An 18,885-nucleotide genomic window follows, 5' to 3' on the forward strand; every position below is an offset into this window, starting at 1 on the left:
CAGATGAAAATCTACAAATGCGATGCTCATCTGGAGCATCAATCGAAAGTCGAACTCACCCCTGGGAGGTTCATCCCGACGCTCGACGTGGCGGAGCGCACCAGCGTTGTTCTGGACGTCTTACGACAGGCTGGCCACACCGATGTCTTGGACTGTGCACCTGCATCGAAGGAAGATCTGCGCACAATTCATTCCGAAGACTACCTCGATTTCCTGGCCACGGCTTGGGATGAATGGTCGAGCTCATTCGGAACCGAACTCGACGGCGTCGGCTTCGTCTGGCCGCACCGCAATCGGCCGCCTCGATGCCCAAGCGCGATAGAAGGCAAGATCGCCTACTACATGTTCGACGGCGTAAGTACGATCACGCCGGCGATGTGGCCTGCAACCTTGGGCGCAGCAGGGGCGTCCCTTCAGGCTGCCAGGGACCTTCGCGTCTCTGGATTGCCGGGCCTGGTCCTGGCTCGTCCTCCGGGGCACCATGCCTGCTGGAACATGGGTGGTGGAACGAGTTACACCAACCATACCGCGCTGGCCGCACAGGAACTGACGCGAGATGGCGCCCGGGTCGCAATCCTGGACGTTGACGCTCACCATGGCAACGGGGCTCAAGACATCTTCTGGACCAGGTCCGATGTCCTTACCATCTCTCTCCACGCCGATCCTGCGGTGGACTATCCCTATTTCTCCGGCTACGCCGAGGAGATCGGGGCCGAGGCTGGAGAAGGCTTCAACTTGAACCTGCCACTGCAACCCGGCACCGACTGGTCGGGCTATAGCGAAGGTTTGACGACCGCACTCGAGAGGCTGCGCGATTATTCTCCTGACTATATGGTGGTGGCACTCGGCGTGGATACCTATGCCAACGATCCCGCGGGGCGTCTGGCCCTGGAGTTGGCTGATTTCAACCGGATTGGCGAAACCGTTGCATCTTTGGGCTGCCCCCACCTGTTTGTGCTCGAAGGGGGATACTGCCTTGATGCAATTGGTCCTTGCGTCCTGAATGTTGTCGCGCCGGGGGGCTAGATGCGTCTGTGCCTCGCCGGATGTTTTGACCGACCCGGCCTAAGGGACGGGATTGACCTCAAGGAGCGAGTTGCCGCTTGCGTTGACAGCCACGACTAATTGGTTCCCCGCGCTTGACGACCGACCTTGTCAATACTTTCTATCTTTGATTAGCGAAACTATTGGAGGAATTAGCTATGGAAAATCAAGACAGAGAAGAAGGTTTCGAGAGCCGAATGATGCGCTTGGTAAAAAAATGCCATCAGGAACAGAGGCTCATCATGAACCACGTCTGCATTCGGGTTGACGACATCGGTCGCACGGAAAGGTTGCTGACTGAGTCTTTTGGTATCGGCAAAGGAGGGTTTACTCGTGTTGAAGGAGATCTATTCAAAGGTGAAGCTTTTGTCAGCGGCGCGTGGGTGAACGACAATTTCTATCTTGAACTAATGGAGCCTCTCGAAAAACAACGGCTGGGATACGATACCGGGTGCGGCGCACCAATTGGGCACTTGAGTGAAATTGGCTTCCTCACCCCTAATATGGACGCAGAATTGGATCGGCTATCAAAACTCGGGTGGCAGGTGACTGACACGCTTTCATCTGAATTCTCTAGAGAAGTTAAGATGGACATGGAACCGTCCATTGGATTTCCGATAGAACTGATGGAAGTAAAAAGTAGATAAAAATAGCCCATGCCAAATACTATTTTATATTATGATAATTTTCTAATTTAACTTTATAGAAAAGACAACAGAAGGCAGAGGAATATACTATAATGGCTTACATCGAAATTTACCCTAAATCCGCTGAAGCTCAAAAACAGTTGACCGATCGCTGCGCCTCAATGATGGATATTCTTTATCAGGCGACAAAAGAGGTTCTCAACGTTCCTGATCACGATATCATCGTCGAGCTAAATCAGTGTACAGCAATAGCATTTAATTCCTTGGCAGTGCACGCGGCTGCCGTCCCAGATGTCGTAATAAAGATTTCAACTAGCGATCATGATTTTCAACCAAAGTTCCAATCTCTGTGTGATCATGTCGTGAGCAATTGGAACGCACAATTCGGAAATGCGATCAAGTTGGAAATCTGGATAAATTTGATCAATACGTGGAGTTGCAATATAGACTTCAACTAGGAAGAAGCAACGATCCGTGTGCGATATAGCCGGATCCGAACCTAATTGACCCTCTCATTAAGCCCACTCCCTAGGGGCGGTCTGGATGAAAATGGCCTGCAGGGGGTGGTCGTCAAAGACAGCCGGCGAGCTTCGCACGCTGCCGAATGAGCGCCTCGACGATATCGATCGTCGGGGTCGCCTGACCGGTGAGAAGGCCTAGCTCCTGGACGGCCGACACCAGAGCATCGACCTCCATCGGCCGGCCCAGTTCCAGATCCTGCAGCATTGATGTCTTGTGCGCGCCGACCGCGGCCGCGCCGGCAATCCGTCGATCGACATCGACGCCGAAACTTGCCCCCAAAGCCTCGCCGATCGTTTGAGCTTCGACCATCATTGCGCGAATGATCGCCCGCGTGCCTGGATCGGCGCAGATTTCATCGAGCTTTCCGCCGGTCAGGGCGGAAACTGGATTGAGCGAGAGATTGCCCCACAGCTTCACCCAGATCTCATTGCGGATTTGCGGGCGAATAGGCGCCCTGAAACCCGCCGAGACGAGGAGCGCAGCCAGTTTGGCGATGCGTTCGGTCTTCTCGCCTGAAGGTTCGCCGATCGGCAGCCGATCGCCTTCGATGTGGCGGATGATGCCGGGGGCCTCGATTTCTGCGGCCGGATGCACGACACAGCCGATCACACGCTGAGGCCCAATCGTGCCCCACAGCAGCCCCTTCGGATCGACGGCCTCGATACGGCGCCCCTCATGCACGCCGCCATGCTTATGAAAATACCACCAGGGAACGCCATTCTGCGCCGTGACGACCGCCGTTTCGGGCCCCAGAAGCGGCTTCAGGCTTTCAAGGATGCCTGGAAGCGAATGAGCCTTGAGCGCCAGGAATACGAAATCTTGCGGCCCGAGATCTGCCGGCTGATCCGTCGCGCGCACCGTGACGGTGGTCTCGCCCGCTTCAGACTTCAGTGTCAAACCCTTCTCGCGCATGATGGCAAGGTGCGCACCCCTGGCAACGAGGCTCACTTCGGCGCCGTCTTGCGCGGCGAGCCTGGCGCCGACGAGACCTCCGATCGCTCCCGCGCCGAAGACGCAGATACGCATCAGCCGATCCCCCGTTGCACCGCCGAACCTTGCATCAGCATCCCATCCAGCTCTCGCGGTCGAACTGTCGGCATGGAGGGGCCGGTGTCGACGACCTAGTAGCCAAGGGCGCAACCATCCATACGCGCATCAGAACCCCCGATAAGCACCCCTTCGGACCAGTCGATCTTTATCATTTGTCCGCCGCCGAGCGGTTCGGCTGGCTGGACCACCCGGTGGCCGAGCTTTCTTAGCCCCTCGACTGTATTGACCGGAACGCCACGCTCGACCTCAGTGTCACCCAGCGAATGGAAGACGCGGGGCTGGTCGATCGCCTCCTGCGGATCGAGCCCGAAGTCGACGATGCCGGTCAATACGTGTGTATGTCCAAATGGTTGATAGTCGCCACCCATGACCCCATAGCAAAGGAATGGTCGACCATCCTTCATGGCGAGCCCGGGCATGATCGTGTGGAGGGGGCGCTTGCCCGGCCCTATCGCGTTGGGATGGGTGGGATCGAGCGAAAAGCCCATGCCGCGATTTTGAAGCGTGATACCATAGGTTGGCGAGACTCGCGTTGAGCCAAAGCCCCAATAGACAGAATTGATGAAGCTGACACAGTTGCGATCACGGTCGACGACTGTCAGGTAGACAGTGTCTGATTTGCGCATCAGTGGCGGCGGCAGATGGTCTGCCACACGGTCGCGACGAATTTCATTTCGCAGGCGTGCGGCGTAATCCTTGGCCAGGATTTCATTCACTGGAAATGCGGCATGCCGCGTGTCGCAGATGAAAGCATCACGATCACGGTAGGCCAGCCTGCCGGCTTCGATTTCAAGATGGAGACGCTCGGCGCCCAAAGGCTCGAGCGCCGCGAGATCAAAACCCTCGAGGATATTGAGCATGAGGAGCGCGGTGATGCCCTGGTTATTGGGCGGGATCTGGCAGACCTCCATGCCCCGGTAATCCGTCCGGACCGGCTCGACATATTCGCCTGCGGCGATCTCGAAATCTTCAAGGGTGTGATGGCCACCCAGGCTGCGCAGATAGCTCACGATATCCTCAGCCACGGGCCCCTTGTAGAATCCATCTCTCCCTTTGGCGGCGATCAGGCTGAGCGCGTCAGCCAGGCCCGGGTTGCGAAATATCTCCCCAGCCCGAGCGGCCCGGCCACGCGGAAGAAAAACGCGGGTTGCATTGGGGTCGCGCCGCAACCGCGGTTCATCCACAGCCCAATCTTGCGCCACCCGAGGGTGAACCGGAAATCCATCCCGCGCAAAGGCAATTGCCGGAGCAAGAAGCTCGCCGATTTCCTTGCGTCCATGATCCGCCACAAGCCGGGTCCACGCATCAATAGCGCCCGGGATGGTGACGGCATGCGGGCTCGAATCTTCAAGTTGGCCCTGGCCAACGGCAAGCCCGTCAGCTGGAAGGCTGGAAGGTGCTCGCCCGGAGCCATTATAGGCAACAATCTGATCGGTGCCGTTCTTGGCCATGATGACAAAGCAGTCGCCGCCGATTCCGGTTTGCTGCGGTTCCACGACTGCAAGCACCGCGGCTGCGGCAACGGCCGCATCGATTGCCGCGCCTCCTCTCTGCAGCACCTCAATGGCCACTCGCGCCGCATGCGGGTTGTGGGTGGCCGCCATGCCGCTCGTGGCCATTGCCGGAGAGCGGCCAGGTAGTTGGAAGTCGCGCACAGTGTTCTCCTATTGGCAACGCGCAGAATGAAAACGGCGGGCCTCAAGCTGAGTCACCATTCCCATTGCTTGTCAGTTACGATTGCAAAATGTCGCGCCGGCCCCGGGCTTGGCATCCTATCGGGCTCGCATTCGCTTCCCTGAAGCGAGTGGGCATCGCTCGGATCAATGCTGGCGCGTGATTGTAGTTGATCATGGCTATGCCAGCCCAAGTTTCGCCGCGAGGCCAATGCGCTGCATCTTGCCCGTGGCGCCCTTCGGGATTTCCGGCACAAAGACCACACGTCGTGGCACTTTGAAGTCGGCAAGCCGACCGGCTGCGAACTCGCGAATGTCACGCTCGCCCACCTGGGCTCCCTCCCTGAGGACAATGGCAGCCGCGACATCCTCACCAAGCTTGTCATGCGGTATGGCAAAGGTCACAGCCTGGTGAACCGCAGGGTGGGCCATCAAGACTTCATCGACCTCAAGTGGAGCGATTTTCTCGCCACCGCGGTTGATGATCTCTTTCAGCCGGCCCGTAAGGCGAAGAAAACCGTCATCGTCCATCACACCCTGATCACCGGTGCGAAACCAGCCGTGAGCAAATGCCTCGGCATTCGCTTTCGGGTTGTTCTCGTAACCACGCGTGACGTTTACCCCGCGTGTGACGATTTCTCCTTCCTGACCCTGAGGAAGCAATCTTCCGTCTTCGGACATGATCGCAACCTCGGGTCCCGCGGCGAGGCCGACACTTCCTGGCTTGCGCTGGCCTGGCGGCAACTGATTGGACGTCATCTGATGGGCGTTCTCAGTCATCGAGTATGCTTCGATCACCGGACACCCAAAAACCCGTTCCATTTCGGCGAAGACGGGCGCTGGCAAAGATGCCGAGCTCGAACGGATGAACCGCAAAGGGTTGGCGGAAATAATCTCCGCATTGCCACTGCTGCGCGCCAGGATCGCCTGGTGCATCGTCGGCACGGCCGTATACCAGGTCGGTCTAGCCTCGTTCATCCAGCCGAAGAACTTCAGGGCGTTGAATCCGGGCGTGCAGAAGATACTGCCGCCAGCTGACAGGCTTGCCAGCACGGCCGCGACCAGACCGTGAATATGAAAGAGCGGCATGATGTTAAGGCAACGGTCCGACGGCTCGAGCTTGAGCGTCCGTACGATATTTGCCGCTGAAGTCAGCAGGTTCGTATGACTGAGCGGCACTATCTTGGGTCTGGAGGTCGTACCAGAAGTATGCAGGACCAGAGCGACATCCTCAGGCTCAGCCGGTCCAGGCGTGGTGGCCGCCGCCGACGCGCCCGAGAGATCGAAGAGCCCCGCTGGACCTTCCGTTCGCGCATGCAGGTGGATTATCGGTATCCCGACACGCGCAGCCGCAGCAAGCGCCGGACTGTTGCTATCGGCTGCGACGAGAAGCGCCTTCGCCTTGAGATCGTCCAGATAAAAGACAAACTCGTCTTCGCGGTAGGCTGGATTGAGTGGAGCGGTGGTACAGGCGGTTGCGCAGGCGAGAAAGGCGGCGACCATCTCGGGGCCGTTGTCGAGAACAATGGCGAGTTTGTCACCCCTCCCAATGCCAAGATTGTTGAGAGATATGACCGTCCGGTCGACAAAAGCCAGCAGTTCTCCCAAGGGGACATCCGGGCGAGCTGGAGCTCCAATTGCTCGAGCCTCAAAGGGCCCGGTACTTAGAATATCGCGGATCGTATTCATGCTTACCGCTCTTGGTCTCACTTGCTAATGACCCGAGACAGAAATGCCACGGTCCTCTCATGTGTCGGCGCGGTGAAGAATTGCTCCGGAGGAGCGTCCTCTATTATCCGGCCGCCATGCATCATGATTACGCGGTTTGCCACCTCGCGCGCGAAGCCCATCTCGTGGCTCACCACAATCATGGTCATGCCCTCGCGGGCGAGTTCCTTCATGACGTCCAGCACTTCGCCAATCATCTCAGGGTCGAGCGCGCTGGTCGGCTCATCGAACAGCATGAGGGCAGGACGCATGGCCAGAGCACGGGCAATGGCCACACGCTGCTGCTGACCACCAGACAGTTGCGCGGGATAGGTATTCTCTTTCTCGGCCAAGCCAACGCGAGCGAGCAGCGCGCGGCCTGTCCGGAGCGCTTCCTCACGTGGGATCTTGCGCACATGAATCGGTGCTTCGATGATGTTTTCGAGGGCCGTCAGGTGTGGAAACAGATTGAACAGCTGGAAGACCATTCCAATCTCGCAGCGCTGACGAGCTATGTTCCGCTCGCTGTCTTCCACAAGCTGGCCATTACGTTCGCGATAGCCGATCAAATGGCCGTTGACCTCGATCCGACCCTTTTGAATTCTCTCAAGATGATTGATGCAGCGTATGAACGTCGTCTTGCCCGACCCCGACGCACCAACGATGACGACCACCTCTCCCTTGCGAACGGTAAGATCGATTCCCTTAAGAACCTGAAGGTCGCCGAAGCGTTTTTCCACTCCGCGCACCGTGACAATCGCAGGCTCGGCCGCCGGATCATCACTCATCGCGGTTCTCCAATCTGGCCAAAACCGAACAGACGTCTGTATCCCTTGGATCCAAGTTTGCGGGAAGCGGCCGCGGCAGGATCGCCGAACCGTAACTCGAGGCGCTGTTGTACGAAGCCCCAGAGCGTGGTGAGCGTCAGGTAGTAGCAGGCGACCACCATATACAGCTCAAAAACTCGAAAGGTTACAGAGGTTACCATCTGCGTTGCGAGCAGGAGTTCGGGAACGCCAATCACGCTCAACAGTGTTGTGTTTTTCAGCATGCCATTGAATTCGTTGCCCAGTGGCGGGACAACTACGCGCGCAGCCTGCGGGAGGATGATGCGCCGCATGTAGAGGCCATAAGTCATACCCAGGGACTTTGATGCTTCCGCCTGGCCTATGTTGACGGAATTGATTCCCGCTCGAATGATCTCCGCCATGTAGGCCGCTTCGTTCAGCGTCAACGCAAGAATTCCTGCCTGCATATTGCCGGGAAGGACCGCGAAGCCGAGATCGATGTCCTCGAAGCGAAAAATGTTCGCGGCCGCCAAACCTGTGTAAATGAAGACGATCTGCACCAACAATGGCGTGCCGCGAAACGCCCACACGAAGATTCGCGCGGGCACTTGTAGAATGCGATGCTGCGAAATTCGGGCTAAGGCCACGAACAGCCCCAGAAGGGTTCCGAATGCTTGGGCGACCACGCTGATGCTCAAGGTCAACCAGAGGCCATGCAAATAGACCGAGCTTGGCCACAGCAGATATTCCCAGAAAACGCTCCATTCGAAATTCATGAAGGCCGCCTATTCGATTGCGTCGCCCTCGAGGCCCCACTTCGCGAGTAGCTTCTTGTAGGTGCCGTCCGCCTTCATCGAATCGAAAGCCTTCTGGATGGCGTCATGAATCTCGGCTTCACCCTTGCGGGTGGCGATCCCGGTCTTAATCTTGCTGAACGGCTCACCGCCTATGTCGAAGATATGGCCCGCCTTCTGAAGGAAGTAAGCAGCTGTTTCGAGGGTGGTTCCGTAGGCATCGACCTGGCCAATTTGCAGCGCCTGGCGGGCATCGGAATCCTTGGGGAAGACGGTGACGGTTACTTCAGGCTTTCCAGCTTCCTTGAATTTCTTGTTCTGTTCGTCCAGCAGGCTCTGGATCGTCGTGCCATTGTCGACCGCGGCCTTGAGGCCCGAAAGATCATCAAGCCCCTTGACGTTCTTGGGGTTTCCCTTCGGCACCAAGAGCGACTGGCTCGAATACATGTAGTTGGTGAAATCAACGACTTCGCGGCGCTGCGGCTTGTCGAAAAGCTGCGACAGAATGGCATCGCACTGCTTCGCCAGGAGAGCCGGAATGATCGCGCTGAATGCAGTTTCCTTCCATTCGACCTTTACCCCCATCCGCTTCCCGATCTCGGTGCCGATATCGACATCCAGACCACCCAAAACCTGGTTTTCATCATAGAAGCCGAGCGGCGGATTCCCGAATTCCGCGCAATACGTGATCTTGCCTGCCTTGGCGATATCCGCTGGTGGCGTCACCTCAGCTGCATGTGCAACGCCCACCGCAAAGACGAGCGCAATGGCGGAACCGGCACTTTTGGAAATACGAGACATCTGGCAACCTTCCCCTTGCTTATCGGCCCAACGATTTGGACCATTGTCTATTGGTCTAAATCTTGATAGTGTTCTTGTTATGAATTTCATTATCTATTCCCCAACGTATGGACCCTGTCAACACGGTGGGCGCTCGCCAACCAAAATAAACCAATATGGAATGGTCTAAAATGAAAAGGTCCGACTACGCTCACCAGAAACTTGACGAAATGCTGCGGGAGAACCGATTCCAGCCGCAGGGCCGGCTTCCGCCGGAACGCGATCTGGCGCGTCAGCTTGACGTCAGTCGAATGGGGTTGCGGGTGGCACTTGATCGGCTCGAAGCGGAAGGACGGATCTGGCGCCATGTCGGTCAGGGCACCTTTGTTGGTTCGCGTCCGGAAAAAGCACCGACACAACTGTCGTTCATTACCGCAAACACGAGTCCGGCCGAGGCGCTCGAGGCACGCCTGGCGATCGAACCTCAGATCGCCCGAATGGCAGCGCTGCGTGCGAGCGAACTTCAAATTTCCGATATGTTCGTACTTGTTCAGAAGGGAAGGGCCTCCGGAGATCCGGCAGCGTGGGAGTCCTGGGATGGGCAGTTTCACCGGGCACTGTGTCTGGTCACGGGCAATAGACTCCTGCTTTCGATTTTCGATAGCTTCAACGCGATAAGACGGCAAAGAACATGGAGCCAGCTGCGACAGGCTGTACTCACGCCGGAGCGACGGGAGCACTATGCGCAGCAGCACAGGAATATTCTGGATGCGATCAGCGGTCGCGACGCCGTCCAGGCGGAATTCGCCATGCGGGCGCATATAGAAGACGTAGCGCGCAGTCTGCTCAATCCCCACAAGTAAGCGAAGATGCGGGTTCACAATGGCAACGAGACAGCAGCTAGGGGGGTGCTGCCGACTAGTGTGCACCGTCGGGGTCATTCGCGGGGTCGCGCTTCAAAGCAGCCGACATGAGGCGCATTGCTGCCACTCGGTAGAAGATAAATGCGGCTCAGCGAATGGCTGGATCACCTTCTTGAATCAATTTGGGCGAACCGCTTCGTAACCCATTGATAAATAACGATAATGGTGGGCCCGGAGGGCGCGGCGAAGGCATTGATTTCATTGGATTTTTCGTGGGCAAAAATCAAAAACCTTCCCGTATTGTTCCGTATCGTCCCGCCACCGGATGGCCAACCCATTCCGAACTGATAGTGACATTCGCTCTTGGCGTTTATCCGACGGCCACGTTCCAACCTTGAAGGTTCCTAATAGCTTCGGCCGAGCGGGCCTCTGTCTCCGGCGTCAATCGTTCCCTTGCTCCAGACAAAGGGAGAAAAGCCAAGCGTTCAAAGTCGTCTGCTTATTCGACCATTGACCGCCTTATTATGGTCGGTGGCAGACTGGCGAGCGTCGTGGCGATCGAGTTGACGGCTTGCCAAAGCCAGCCTCCCATTTCCGGATGTTCCTTTGATGCTTCCTCAGAGAAACAGACAATTGACATTCATTATAGTTTTTGGATACTATTTAGAATCTGAATGAGTTTCCTATTTCTGGATCGTTCTTGCCGACCGGATCGGAGCCAGCTAATCGAAGCTCATTTGGGAGGATATCTTGGCTTTCCCGCACGGCCTCTCACCGCGAGATGCAAGCGCCATCCTGGCGCCGCGGCGAATGGTTGCGCTGGAGGACGCCCCCATAAGAGGTGGATCGTGGCATTGTTCTCAAGCGAACTTGCCGAGGCCCAAGCCGCGTTCGGGCAGCCAAGGGAAATTACAAGGCAAATGGAGGAGAGCTATATGGCAACGACGAATGCGGCACCGAAGAGCCTCGAGAGCATCCTGAAAACGGCGGGAGGACCCGTAAACCTGCTGCGTGGCTCCAATCTTGGCCCCTACCGCTTTCCCGTCATCCCACCGGAGTTTACGAACTGGCGCGACGAAGTGCGTGCGTGGAAGGATAGCTGCGCGCTGCTCGAGCAATCCTACCACATGACCGAACTGCACCTGCGCGGATCGCAGGTCATCCCTTTCCTTTCGGAGATCGCAGTCAACAAATTCGACCCATTCCCGGTCCTGCGCGCCAAACAGCTCGTGCTGGCCGGCCATGACGGATACTACATCGCCGACGCCATCATTTTCCGGGAAGCTGACGACTTCTTCCGCGTCGTCGGCGCTCCTTTCGCCAGCGATTGGGTGCTCTACAATGCGCAGAAGAGCGACTACGACGTCGAGGCCAAGAAGGACGACAATTTCTCGATCCGCTCCGGCACACGCGAAGTGTTCCGCGTCCAGATCCAGGGGCCGAACGCCCTTGCGCTGATGCGCGACGTAACGGGCGGCAGCCTGCCGGACATCAAGTTCTTCAACATCGGTGAGTTCAAGATCGCGGGAAAATCCGTCCGCGCCCTGCGGCACGGCATGGCCGGCGAACCCGGCTTCGAGATCTACGGAGCCTGGGACGACCAGCAGGCGGTGCGCGAGGCGCTGGAGAAGACCGGCGAGAAGTACGGCTTGCGCAAGATCGGCGCACTCGCCTACTCGACCACCGCGCAGGAGTCCGGCTGGGTGCCGATGCCCTTGCCGGCCATCTATCACGGCGAGGACATGAAGCCATACCGCGAGTGGCTGAACAGCTACTTCCTGGAGTCGGTCGCCTCACTCGGCGGCAGCTTCGTGTCGGACGACATCACGGATTACTACGTCGATCCGATCGAACTCGGCTACAGGAACGTGATCGACTTCGGCCGGGACTTCATCGGCCGCGACGCCTTGCTTGAGAAGGCGAACAACCAGCGCCGCACAAAGGTGACGCTTGAGTGGAACGATGAGGACGCGACCGCCGTGATGCGTGACTCCATCTTCCCGGCCAACGGGACGCCCGCCAAGTTTCTCAGCATGCCGATGCCCATGTACGCGACATTCCAGGTCGATGCCGTCATGAGGAAGGGCAAAGTTGCGGGCATCTCCACTTGGCCGGCCTTCACGGCGAACGCCAACCGCTTCATCTCGCTGGGACTTGTCGACCTCGAGCATGCACAACCGGGGACGGAGGTCACACTTATGTGGGGCGAGCCGGAGTCGCGCCGCAATACGGTGGAGGCGCATCAGGTCCGCGAAATCAAGGCAAAGGTCGCGCCGGCACCCTACTTCGACAAGGTCATCAAGACCGGCAAGCATTGACGCATGGGCATCGTCGCTGGACGGCTGGGTCCGCACGGATCGAAGATTCGCCGGCCGCCGCCGATCAGGCGGCGCCCTCCAGATAGCACCTGTCAAAGACACCTTCAGCCGCACTGCGCTTCGACTCGTCGAGCAGGTTTGCCCTGACCATCAGGTCGATCGTCGTCCTGAGCGCCTTGTCCGGCACGGCAAGGCCGTCCGGCCACATGCCCATGCCGCGCATATATTCCAGGCCTCGCCGCGCCAGCGATTCACTGTCGGGCGTGGTGATGCGCTGGAAGATCGGCAGGGTGATGCCATGCTTAGCCGCATCATTGGTGAGCGCATGCGCTTCGATCAGCGCCTTGAGGAAGCAGGTCACCACATCGCGGTTCGCGCCGAGCCAGGAAGCCTTGCCTATGATGGCAGTGAAAAGGATCTCGGGAATAGTATTGCTGACCTCGCCGAGCAGGTTGTAGCCCTGGTCCTGCGCGAGGAAGTTCCATGGCGCGGGCTGCGGAGCGCAGTCGATTTCGCCCGCCTGCAGCGCCTCCCAGCGCTTGGTGTGAATGCCCGCCAGGGCAAACTCATAGTCTCCGGGATAGTGCAGCCCTTCCGCGGCCAGCATGATCTGCGTGTAGATCGCTGTCCCCTCCGTCAGCGAGGAAGTGCCGACCCGCTTGCCCCTCAGTTCGGCAAGCGAGCCGATGCCCGGACGCGCCACAATGGACATCGGCAGACGCACCGCATTGGCCGCCACGATGCGCAGCTCTCCGCCCCTCACGAAGTCGGCGACAGCGCCTTCCGGTGGCGTGATCGCCAGGTCCGCTTCGCCCTCAAGAACGGTCGTTGTTGCCTTTTCGACGCTACCCATCCGCTTGTAGACGATGCGGATGCCGTGCTTTTCGAAAAGGCCCTGTTCGTCGGCAACGAAGACAGGGAGCCAGTTGAACCCCTGCGCACCGCCCGCGAGCCGAAGATCGACAGGGCCGACAGGTTCCGGATTGGTCATGACTATATCTTCCCTTGAAACGTCCGGCGTAGGCACCGGCTTGCTCATCTGTTTGGCGACATGTGGTTCGGTGCTGCGACATTGGCGCCATCCACATTGACAGACAGATCAGATTGAGATACGCATTGGTATCTAAAGAACAACCGGTATGTCAACACATCGATCGGCGAATTGGCTGATGCAACATCAAGCCGAAGGGAGGACATATGCACATTGCCAAGAACATCAGTGATATCTGCGTCCGGCAGTTCGAAGCCCTGACGGACCGCTGACATGAGCGGTCTGGCGCGATCGCCACAAGAGGCACTGATCCTGGGTATGGTTGCGCTGGGTTTGCTGGCGCTTGTCGCCGGTGGATTGCTGCGCTGGCTGCGCGCCGGACGGGTCTGGACAGACCTCCTGGTACCGGCCTCCTTCCTCGTCGCCTACTGGCTCACCTACAACAAGGTGCCGTCTTTCCCGCCCGTGGGCGCAGTCAACAAGATCTTCTTCGTAGCCCTGATCGGAACGGCGCTCGGTGTCCTGGTGGAGGCCGCCGGCCGTAGCGGGCTCGGTCGCGCGCTTGTCCTCGCCCAGCCGATCGCGTCCGCCGCGTACATCGGAACGGCCCGCCTGCCCGATGCACTCCCGGAAGTGGCGGCGGCAGCACTTTGGGGCCTGCTGGTGATGCATGGCCTTTCCCGTGGGGCGGGCAAGGCCGACGACGAATCCGGCACGAGACGCGCCACCTTGCTTGGCATTGCATGCGCCGGATTCGCGCCAATCGCGCTGTTGGGAGCGTCGTCCTCGAGCTTCCAGCTCAGCCTGCTTTTTGCAGCCGCCATCGCTGCCATTGTCGTCGCCAACATCTCAAATCCAAACTTCGGATTCCGCTCCGCATCCCTCCTTGGCGGAGCAGGAGGCATGATCGCGGCCGCGCAAACCGTCACGCTGATCACGCGCAAGACCGACATGCTGGCCCTGGCCGTACTCACCTTGGCCTTTGTCACGCCTTTTGTCGTCGATCCGGTCCTGCGCCGGGTCCGCGCTACGAACAAGGTCGTTCAACTCGCCGCCTTTGTCGGGATCTGCCTGCTGCCTGTCGGCGCATCCGTGGCGACTGTGATCGCGCGGTACGGCTCAAGCTTCCCGGTATGACCCGGGAAAGGACTGTCAAAACCATCAACAGGGAGGAAATCAAACTATGTCGAAATTACTGCGCACCACCTTGCTTGCCGCTACCATTGCCTGGCTGCCACCGACCGCCGAAAGGGCGGCAGCCGGGACATTCGATATCGATCCCGTCCATTCGGGGATCGCTTTCTTCATCGACCATCTCGGCTTCTCGCAGGTGATCGGGGTTGCGAAGGAATTCTCGGGCTCGTTCCAGTTCGACGCGACGAAGCCGGCGGACAGCAGCCTTGTTGTTGCGGTGAAAGTCGCCGGAATCTCGACCAACAATAGCCAGCGGGATGGCGACATCCAGGGCGCGGACTGGTTCAATGCGACGGAGTTCCCGCAGATCACTTTTGTCGGGCATGAATTCAAGGCGGACGACGCCAAGACCGGCACGATCTCTGGCGATCTGACGATCGCCGGTGTCACGAAACCCGTCACGCTGGACGTCACCTTCAACAAGGAAGGCCAAAACCCGTGGGACAAGAGCCATGTCGTCGGCTTCAGCGCGCGCACGTCGATCAAACGCAGCGACTTCGGCATGAAAGCCGCGCTTGGAATGATCGGCGACGATGTGAGCCTCGTTATTCAAGTTGAAGGGCGTGCACGTTCGTAAGTCAGCGGTGACCTTCCCGGCAGTCAACAAGCCTGCCGGGAACCTCGACTACGCGCAATGGCGGGAAGCGGAGCGCATCGGCGCGGTCCGCCTCCTTCCGGCCAATTGAGAAATTCTCGCCGGCGGATTGCGCCGGTGAGACTTGCCGTGGCTATTCGGCCGCCACGGAATCCGTGCGCTTGAAAGGATCGCCCACGCCACCTTGTGCAAAAAGGTGGCTTGCATGAGCGATGACATTCTCGGTCGTCTCGCGGATATGCCGGTCGACCAGATCCTGGGCTGTGGCCGTGTCGCGGGCGATGACCCTATCCATGATCATCTTGTGCTCGACGTCCTTTGCCCGCCATTGCGGGCGAAACTGCGAGGACATCCTGCGGTAGCGGTGAGCGCGTTCGAACAGCTTCTGCCGGATTTCGAGCAGATTCGGCGAGCCGCACGCCGCGACGAGGGAAAGGTGGAACGCACTGTGCAGCGAAGCCCAGTCGTCGGAGAGATAGTAGCTCGCGCCAAGCCGGCTCTGCAGGCGATCCATCCGGTGGAAGTTGGCCATAATGTCGGCCTCCCAACGATCGTCGCCACGATCGATCGCCAGCTTGATGCACTGCCGTTCAATGAGCACGCGGACATCCGTCAGATCGTTGAGGTCAAAGAGCGAGACCGGCGCGACCAGGAAACCGCGCTGCCCCTCCGCGACAACCAGGCCTTCGGCCACCAGCCGCGAAAGCGCCTCGCGCAAGGTGGAGAAGCTTACTTCATACAGCTCCTTCAGCGTTTCGAAGCGCAGCTTGGTTCCCGGCTTCAAGGCGCAGCTGATGATGTCGCTCCGCATGCGCGCCAACACGTCCCCGGCGCGTGTCTCTCCGGTGGGCTTGATGGTGGTGCTCATGCATTAAGACTCCGCATTGAATTAGCGCGGAGATTACTGCGGATTTTCGAAATAATCAAACCTGTCGCCCTTTGCGCGCGCGCCAACCGATGCAACCGAATGTGGAATTGGTCTTGAGCAGTCAAACCTTCAAGTTGACAAGGCTGATGGCGCATTAGACCTCTACATTCTTGACAGACTTGCCCTCGAGCATGAGGTCAAGTCCTCGTTACTGTCCTCAGCTTGTTCGATCTGGACTTTGTATGTGCCCGAAGCAGCGATCCCTTGGCTTGTTCCGCCGGTTCGGTCGGCGCCGCCCTCTTTCTCATCTGGCACAGTGGATATCTCACCATCGTAGACCCCGCCAACATCCGTCGTGATGCTGACCAAGGAATTCACATTTCCACAGGGTGGGCGATGGGTTGGTGCCTGGTGAAACGCGGCAGCAGTCCGGTGCACAGCACCAGCAGCACGATGATCGCAAACTGGCAGGCGATGACGGCACCGAAAGCTTGCGCAATGCCCGTGGGCTCCAGTGCCAGATAGAGCGTGCCGAGTGTGGCGACGCCGAGCGCCAGGCCGGATTGCTGCAGCGTGATGAGAACGCCGCTGCCGACGCCGGCGAGGTGAGCGGGAACATCGGCAAGCACGGCGCGAAACAGGCCGGAAAACAGCATCGATTGCCCGGCGCCGATCAACACCAGCGGCAACGCCAGTTCGACCAGGCTCACTTTTGGCCAGCCCGAAACGATGATGCCGATCAACAGCGCCAGTCCAAGCGCCTGCACGATGCCGCCCGCCGCCAGGGCGCCGCGGCCGAAACGGTTGATCATGCGCGGGCTGACCATGGAGCCGATGAAGAACATCACCGCCATCGGCAGGATGGCGAGGCCGCTTTCCAGCGGATTGGCGCCGAGGCCGTTCTGCACGGTGAGTGCGAAGACGAACATGAAGGCGCCGAAGCCGACGCTGAACAGCGTGATCATGGCCAGCCCGCGCGACATCGAGGGCAGCTTGAGCAGCGATGGCGGCAGCAACGGCACCTCGCCGCGCGCCTCAGTAGCCCGTTCGACGATGACGGTCAGCACGGCCAGCACCACGGCGGCGGCCAGCATCATCCTGGTCCAGGCCGGCCAGCCCAGTGAATGGCCTTCGGTCAGCGGCACCAGAAGGGCGGTCAGCGTGGCGGCGAAAAGCACGGTGCCGGGCAGGTCGATGCCGGCCGGGTGCGGCGAACGGCTGGCCGGCACGACAAGCCGCGAGGCGAAGAACACGATGATGCCGAGCGGAATGTTGATCAGGAAGATCGGCCGCCACGAGGTGCCGAACAGATTGGCGCTGACCAGCAGTCCGCCGGCGAGTTGGCCGACGACCGCCGCGATGCCCGAGGTTGCGCCGTAAAGCGCGATGGCTTTGGTCTTGCGCTCGCCGGCGAGCGTTGCCTGGAAGGTTGCCAGCACCTGCGGCACCAGCATTGCCGCCGTTGCGCCCTGGACCAGGCGGGCGGCGATCAGTGTCTCGATCGTAGGGGCCAGGCCGCACGCCAATGACGCCAGGATGAAGCCGGAAAGTCCGACCAGAAACAGGCTGTGGCGGCCGAAACGATCGCCAAGCCTGCCGCCCAGCACAAGCATGGCGGCATAGGCCACGCCATAGACCGAAACCACCAGCTCAAGCGCGGCCGGTGTCGCCTTGAGCGAGGCGGAGATCGTCGGCAGCGCCACGTTGACGATGAAGAAGTCGGCGATCGGCAGGAAGGCGCCGGCCAGCAGCACATACACGCCGACCGCGTGCAGCCCTCCGGCGCGGGCCATGGAGCGGGCAGAATGCCGGCCGCCGGCGGCGTCCGTTGAATGAGTCATGTGAACCTCCAGGTGCTTATGCATATATAGTTATGCAAGCATAATCATTATGTACATATACATATCTGGCTGGGCGCTGTAAACTCTGCTGATGAAGACCGACAGCGAATCGTCCACAGGCAAGGCTCCACCGGTCCGGTGGGCGGATCTGGCCGACTTGATCCTGATCATTGCCCGCGAGATCCAGTTTCGCGGCTATCGCGACGAGCGAGCGCTATCCCTCACACAATCGGAGGGCATGGTGATGCGCCATCTGGTGGCGCACGCCTCGGCGACGCCGAGCCAGATCGCCGCCGCGACCGGGCTGCAGCGCGCCAACGTGTCTCCAGTGTTGCGCGACCTGGAAAGCAAGGGGCTGATCGAGCGGCATGTCGATCCGGCGGACCGCCGCGGCGTCAGCGTCCACCGCACGCGGCGCGGCGCCGAAAACTACGCGCTGGTGCGCAAGGAATGGGGCGCAGCCATCTCCGCTGCCGCCGGCGCCGACATCAGCGGGCTCGACGCCGCGCTCGCTCTTCTCAGCTCCATTGGAGCCGGTCTCACCTCGACGCGCCCCAGAGGCACCGACGGCGCCGGTGGTTCCTCTCGTCGGCAGGACATTTAGCGCCTGCATTTTCGAACTCGGCAGCAGTCGGACGGCTGCTTGAAAGATCCTGCTAAGGCTAACGAGGGCTGCAGGTATGTTCCCAAAGCACACCTTCGAACAGAGCAGGCCAACCCCTTCGACAAGGACAAAAGCCGGCACAGCGTTCTAGATCAGGCCGGCAGCGCTCAGAAATCGCGTCCTCGATAGATCGTCAATCCTTCGCGTTCGACGAAGCGGATCATGATACGGACGGTTGCCTAGTAAACCACGACGCTTCGGATCGACTTGCCCTCATGCATGAGGTCGAAGCCCTTGTTGATGTCTTCCAGCTTCAGCAAATGGGTGATCATCGGGTCGATCTGGATCTTGCCGTCCATGTACCAGTCGACGATTTTTGGCACGTCGGTGCGGCCGCGCGCGCCGCCAAAGGCGGTGCCCATCCAGGTGCGGCCGGTGACCAACTGGAATGGCCGTGTCGAGATTTCCTGGCCGGCTCCGGCAACGCCGATGACGACCGACTTGCCCCAGCCGCGGTGTGAGGATTCGAGCGCCTGGCGCATCACCTTGGTGTTGCCGGTGCAGTCGAAGGTGTAGTCGGCGCCGCCGATCTGGTCGGCGCCACGC

At 59.5% G+C, this 18,885-nt stretch carries 18 protein-coding genes; 8 read left to right on the top strand and 10 right to left on the bottom strand.

What is annotated here, in order from left to right:
* The first annotated feature begins 3 nt into the window (after positions 1 to 3).
* The 3 genes from AC1DVW_RS25235 to AC1DVW_RS25245 all read left to right on the top strand — a co-directional run bounded on the left by AC1DVW_RS25235 (position 4) and on the right by AC1DVW_RS25245 (position 2,149).
* On the top strand, positions 4 to 1,026 hold the full coding sequence (locus tag AC1DVW_RS25235) for a histone deacetylase family protein (protein ID WP_477326720.1): 1,023 nt from the start codon (positions 4 to 6) through the stop codon (positions 1,024 to 1,026).
* Between the two features lie 176 nt (positions 1,027 to 1,202).
* Positions 1,203 to 1,691, top strand: coding sequence for a VOC family protein (locus tag AC1DVW_RS25240; RefSeq protein ID WP_477326722.1), 489 nt, complete (start codon positions 1,203 to 1,205; stop codon positions 1,689 to 1,691).
* Between the two features lie 92 nt (positions 1,692 to 1,783).
* Complete coding sequence (locus tag AC1DVW_RS25245; RefSeq protein WP_477326724.1) at positions 1,784 to 2,149, top strand: hypothetical protein; 366 nt, start codon at positions 1,784 to 1,786, stop codon at positions 2,147 to 2,149.
* Between the two features lie 112 nt (positions 2,150 to 2,261).
* Here AC1DVW_RS25245 and AC1DVW_RS25250 read toward each other — a convergent pair whose 3' ends face one another.
* The 6 genes from AC1DVW_RS25250 to AC1DVW_RS25275 all read right to left on the bottom strand — a co-directional run bounded on the left by AC1DVW_RS25250 (position 2,262) and on the right by AC1DVW_RS25275 (position 9,026).
* Positions 2,262 to 3,239 carry a 2-dehydropantoate 2-reductase gene (locus tag AC1DVW_RS25250; RefSeq protein ID WP_477326726.1) on the bottom strand — a complete coding sequence of 326 codons (978 nt, stop codon included), beginning with the start codon at positions 3,237 to 3,239 and terminating at the stop codon, positions 2,262 to 2,264.
* A gap of 95 nt (positions 3,240 to 3,334) precedes the next feature.
* A complete protein-coding gene (gene ggt / locus AC1DVW_RS25255; RefSeq protein ID WP_477326728.1) occupies positions 3,335 to 4,918 on the bottom strand; it encodes a gamma-glutamyltransferase in 1,584 nt (527 codons plus the stop codon).
* Between the two features lie 198 nt (positions 4,919 to 5,116).
* Entirely contained in the window at positions 5,117 to 6,625 is a 1,509-nt protein-coding gene (locus AC1DVW_RS25260) for an acyl--CoA ligase (protein WP_477326730.1), read from the bottom strand.
* Between the two features lie 17 nt (positions 6,626 to 6,642).
* The gene (locus AC1DVW_RS25265; RefSeq protein WP_477326732.1) at positions 6,643 to 7,431 is read right to left on the bottom strand and encodes an amino acid ABC transporter ATP-binding protein; all 789 of its coding nucleotides are present in this window, start codon (positions 7,429 to 7,431) and stop codon (positions 6,643 to 6,645) included.
* Positions 7,428 to 8,207 (bottom strand): amino acid ABC transporter permease, encoded by a 780-nt coding sequence (locus AC1DVW_RS25270; protein ID WP_477326734.1) that lies wholly within the window; start codon positions 8,205 to 8,207, stop codon positions 7,428 to 7,430. Before AC1DVW_RS25270 ends, AC1DVW_RS25265 begins: the two co-directional genes overlap by 4 nt.
* A gap of 9 nt (positions 8,208 to 8,216) precedes the next feature.
* The gene (locus tag AC1DVW_RS25275; protein WP_477326736.1) at positions 8,217 to 9,026 is read right to left on the bottom strand and encodes an ABC transporter substrate-binding protein; all 810 of its coding nucleotides are present in this window, start codon (positions 9,024 to 9,026) and stop codon (positions 8,217 to 8,219) included.
* A 170-nt stretch (positions 9,027 to 9,196) separates the two neighbouring features.
* Between AC1DVW_RS25275 and AC1DVW_RS25280 the strand changes: the two genes are divergently transcribed.
* Both AC1DVW_RS25280 and AC1DVW_RS25285 read left to right on the top strand, forming a co-directional pair.
* Positions 9,197 to 9,868: a FadR/GntR family transcriptional regulator gene (locus AC1DVW_RS25280; RefSeq protein ID WP_477326738.1), complete on the top strand. Its 672-nt coding sequence runs from the start codon at positions 9,197 to 9,199 to the stop codon at positions 9,866 to 9,868.
* Between the two features lie 935 nt (positions 9,869 to 10,803).
* On the top strand, positions 10,804 to 12,186 hold the full coding sequence (locus AC1DVW_RS25285) for an aminomethyl transferase family protein (protein ID WP_477326740.1): 1,383 nt from the start codon (positions 10,804 to 10,806) through the stop codon (positions 12,184 to 12,186).
* A 64-nt stretch (positions 12,187 to 12,250) separates the two neighbouring features.
* On the opposite strand, the gene AC1DVW_RS25290 is transcribed toward AC1DVW_RS25285, so the two are convergent.
* Positions 12,251 to 13,177, bottom strand: a complete 927-nt coding sequence (locus AC1DVW_RS25290) for an ABC transporter substrate-binding protein (RefSeq protein WP_477326742.1) — start codon at positions 13,175 to 13,177, stop codon at positions 12,251 to 12,253.
* Between the two features lie 273 nt (positions 13,178 to 13,450).
* Between AC1DVW_RS25290 and AC1DVW_RS25295 the strand changes: the two genes are divergently transcribed.
* Both AC1DVW_RS25295 and AC1DVW_RS25300 read left to right on the top strand, forming a co-directional pair.
* Positions 13,451 to 14,314 carry a hypothetical protein gene (locus AC1DVW_RS25295; RefSeq protein WP_477326744.1) on the top strand — a complete coding sequence of 288 codons (864 nt, stop codon included), beginning with the start codon at positions 13,451 to 13,453 and terminating at the stop codon, positions 14,312 to 14,314.
* A 46-nt stretch (positions 14,315 to 14,360) separates the two neighbouring features.
* A complete protein-coding gene (locus AC1DVW_RS25300) occupies positions 14,361 to 14,948 on the top strand; it encodes a YceI family protein (RefSeq protein ID WP_477326746.1) in 588 nt (195 codons plus the stop codon).
* Positions 14,949 to 15,099: 151 nt separating this feature from the next.
* On the opposite strand, the gene AC1DVW_RS25305 is transcribed toward AC1DVW_RS25300, so the two are convergent.
* Both AC1DVW_RS25305 and AC1DVW_RS25310 read right to left on the bottom strand, forming a co-directional pair.
* Positions 15,100 to 15,834 (bottom strand): FCD domain-containing protein, encoded by a 735-nt coding sequence (locus tag AC1DVW_RS25305; RefSeq protein WP_477326748.1) that lies wholly within the window; start codon positions 15,832 to 15,834, stop codon positions 15,100 to 15,102.
* A 374-nt stretch (positions 15,835 to 16,208) separates the two neighbouring features.
* Positions 16,209 to 17,675 (bottom strand): MFS transporter, encoded by a 1,467-nt coding sequence (locus AC1DVW_RS25310; RefSeq protein WP_477326750.1) that lies wholly within the window; start codon positions 17,673 to 17,675, stop codon positions 16,209 to 16,211.
* 91 nt (positions 17,676 to 17,766) lie between these two features.
* Here AC1DVW_RS25310 and AC1DVW_RS25315 point away from each other — a divergent pair, with 91 nt between their 5' ends.
* Positions 17,767 to 18,279: a MarR family winged helix-turn-helix transcriptional regulator gene (locus tag AC1DVW_RS25315; protein ID WP_477326752.1), complete on the top strand. Its 513-nt coding sequence runs from the start codon at positions 17,767 to 17,769 to the stop codon at positions 18,277 to 18,279.
* A 239-nt stretch (positions 18,280 to 18,518) separates the two neighbouring features.
* On the opposite strand, the gene AC1DVW_RS25320 is transcribed toward AC1DVW_RS25315, so the two are convergent.
* Positions 18,519 to 18,885, bottom strand: a 367-nt coding sequence (locus AC1DVW_RS25320; RefSeq protein WP_477326754.1) for a zinc-binding dehydrogenase, incomplete at its 5' end; no start/stop codon positions are given.

The organism is Mesorhizobium sp. P3_B5, from assembly GCF_056402815.1.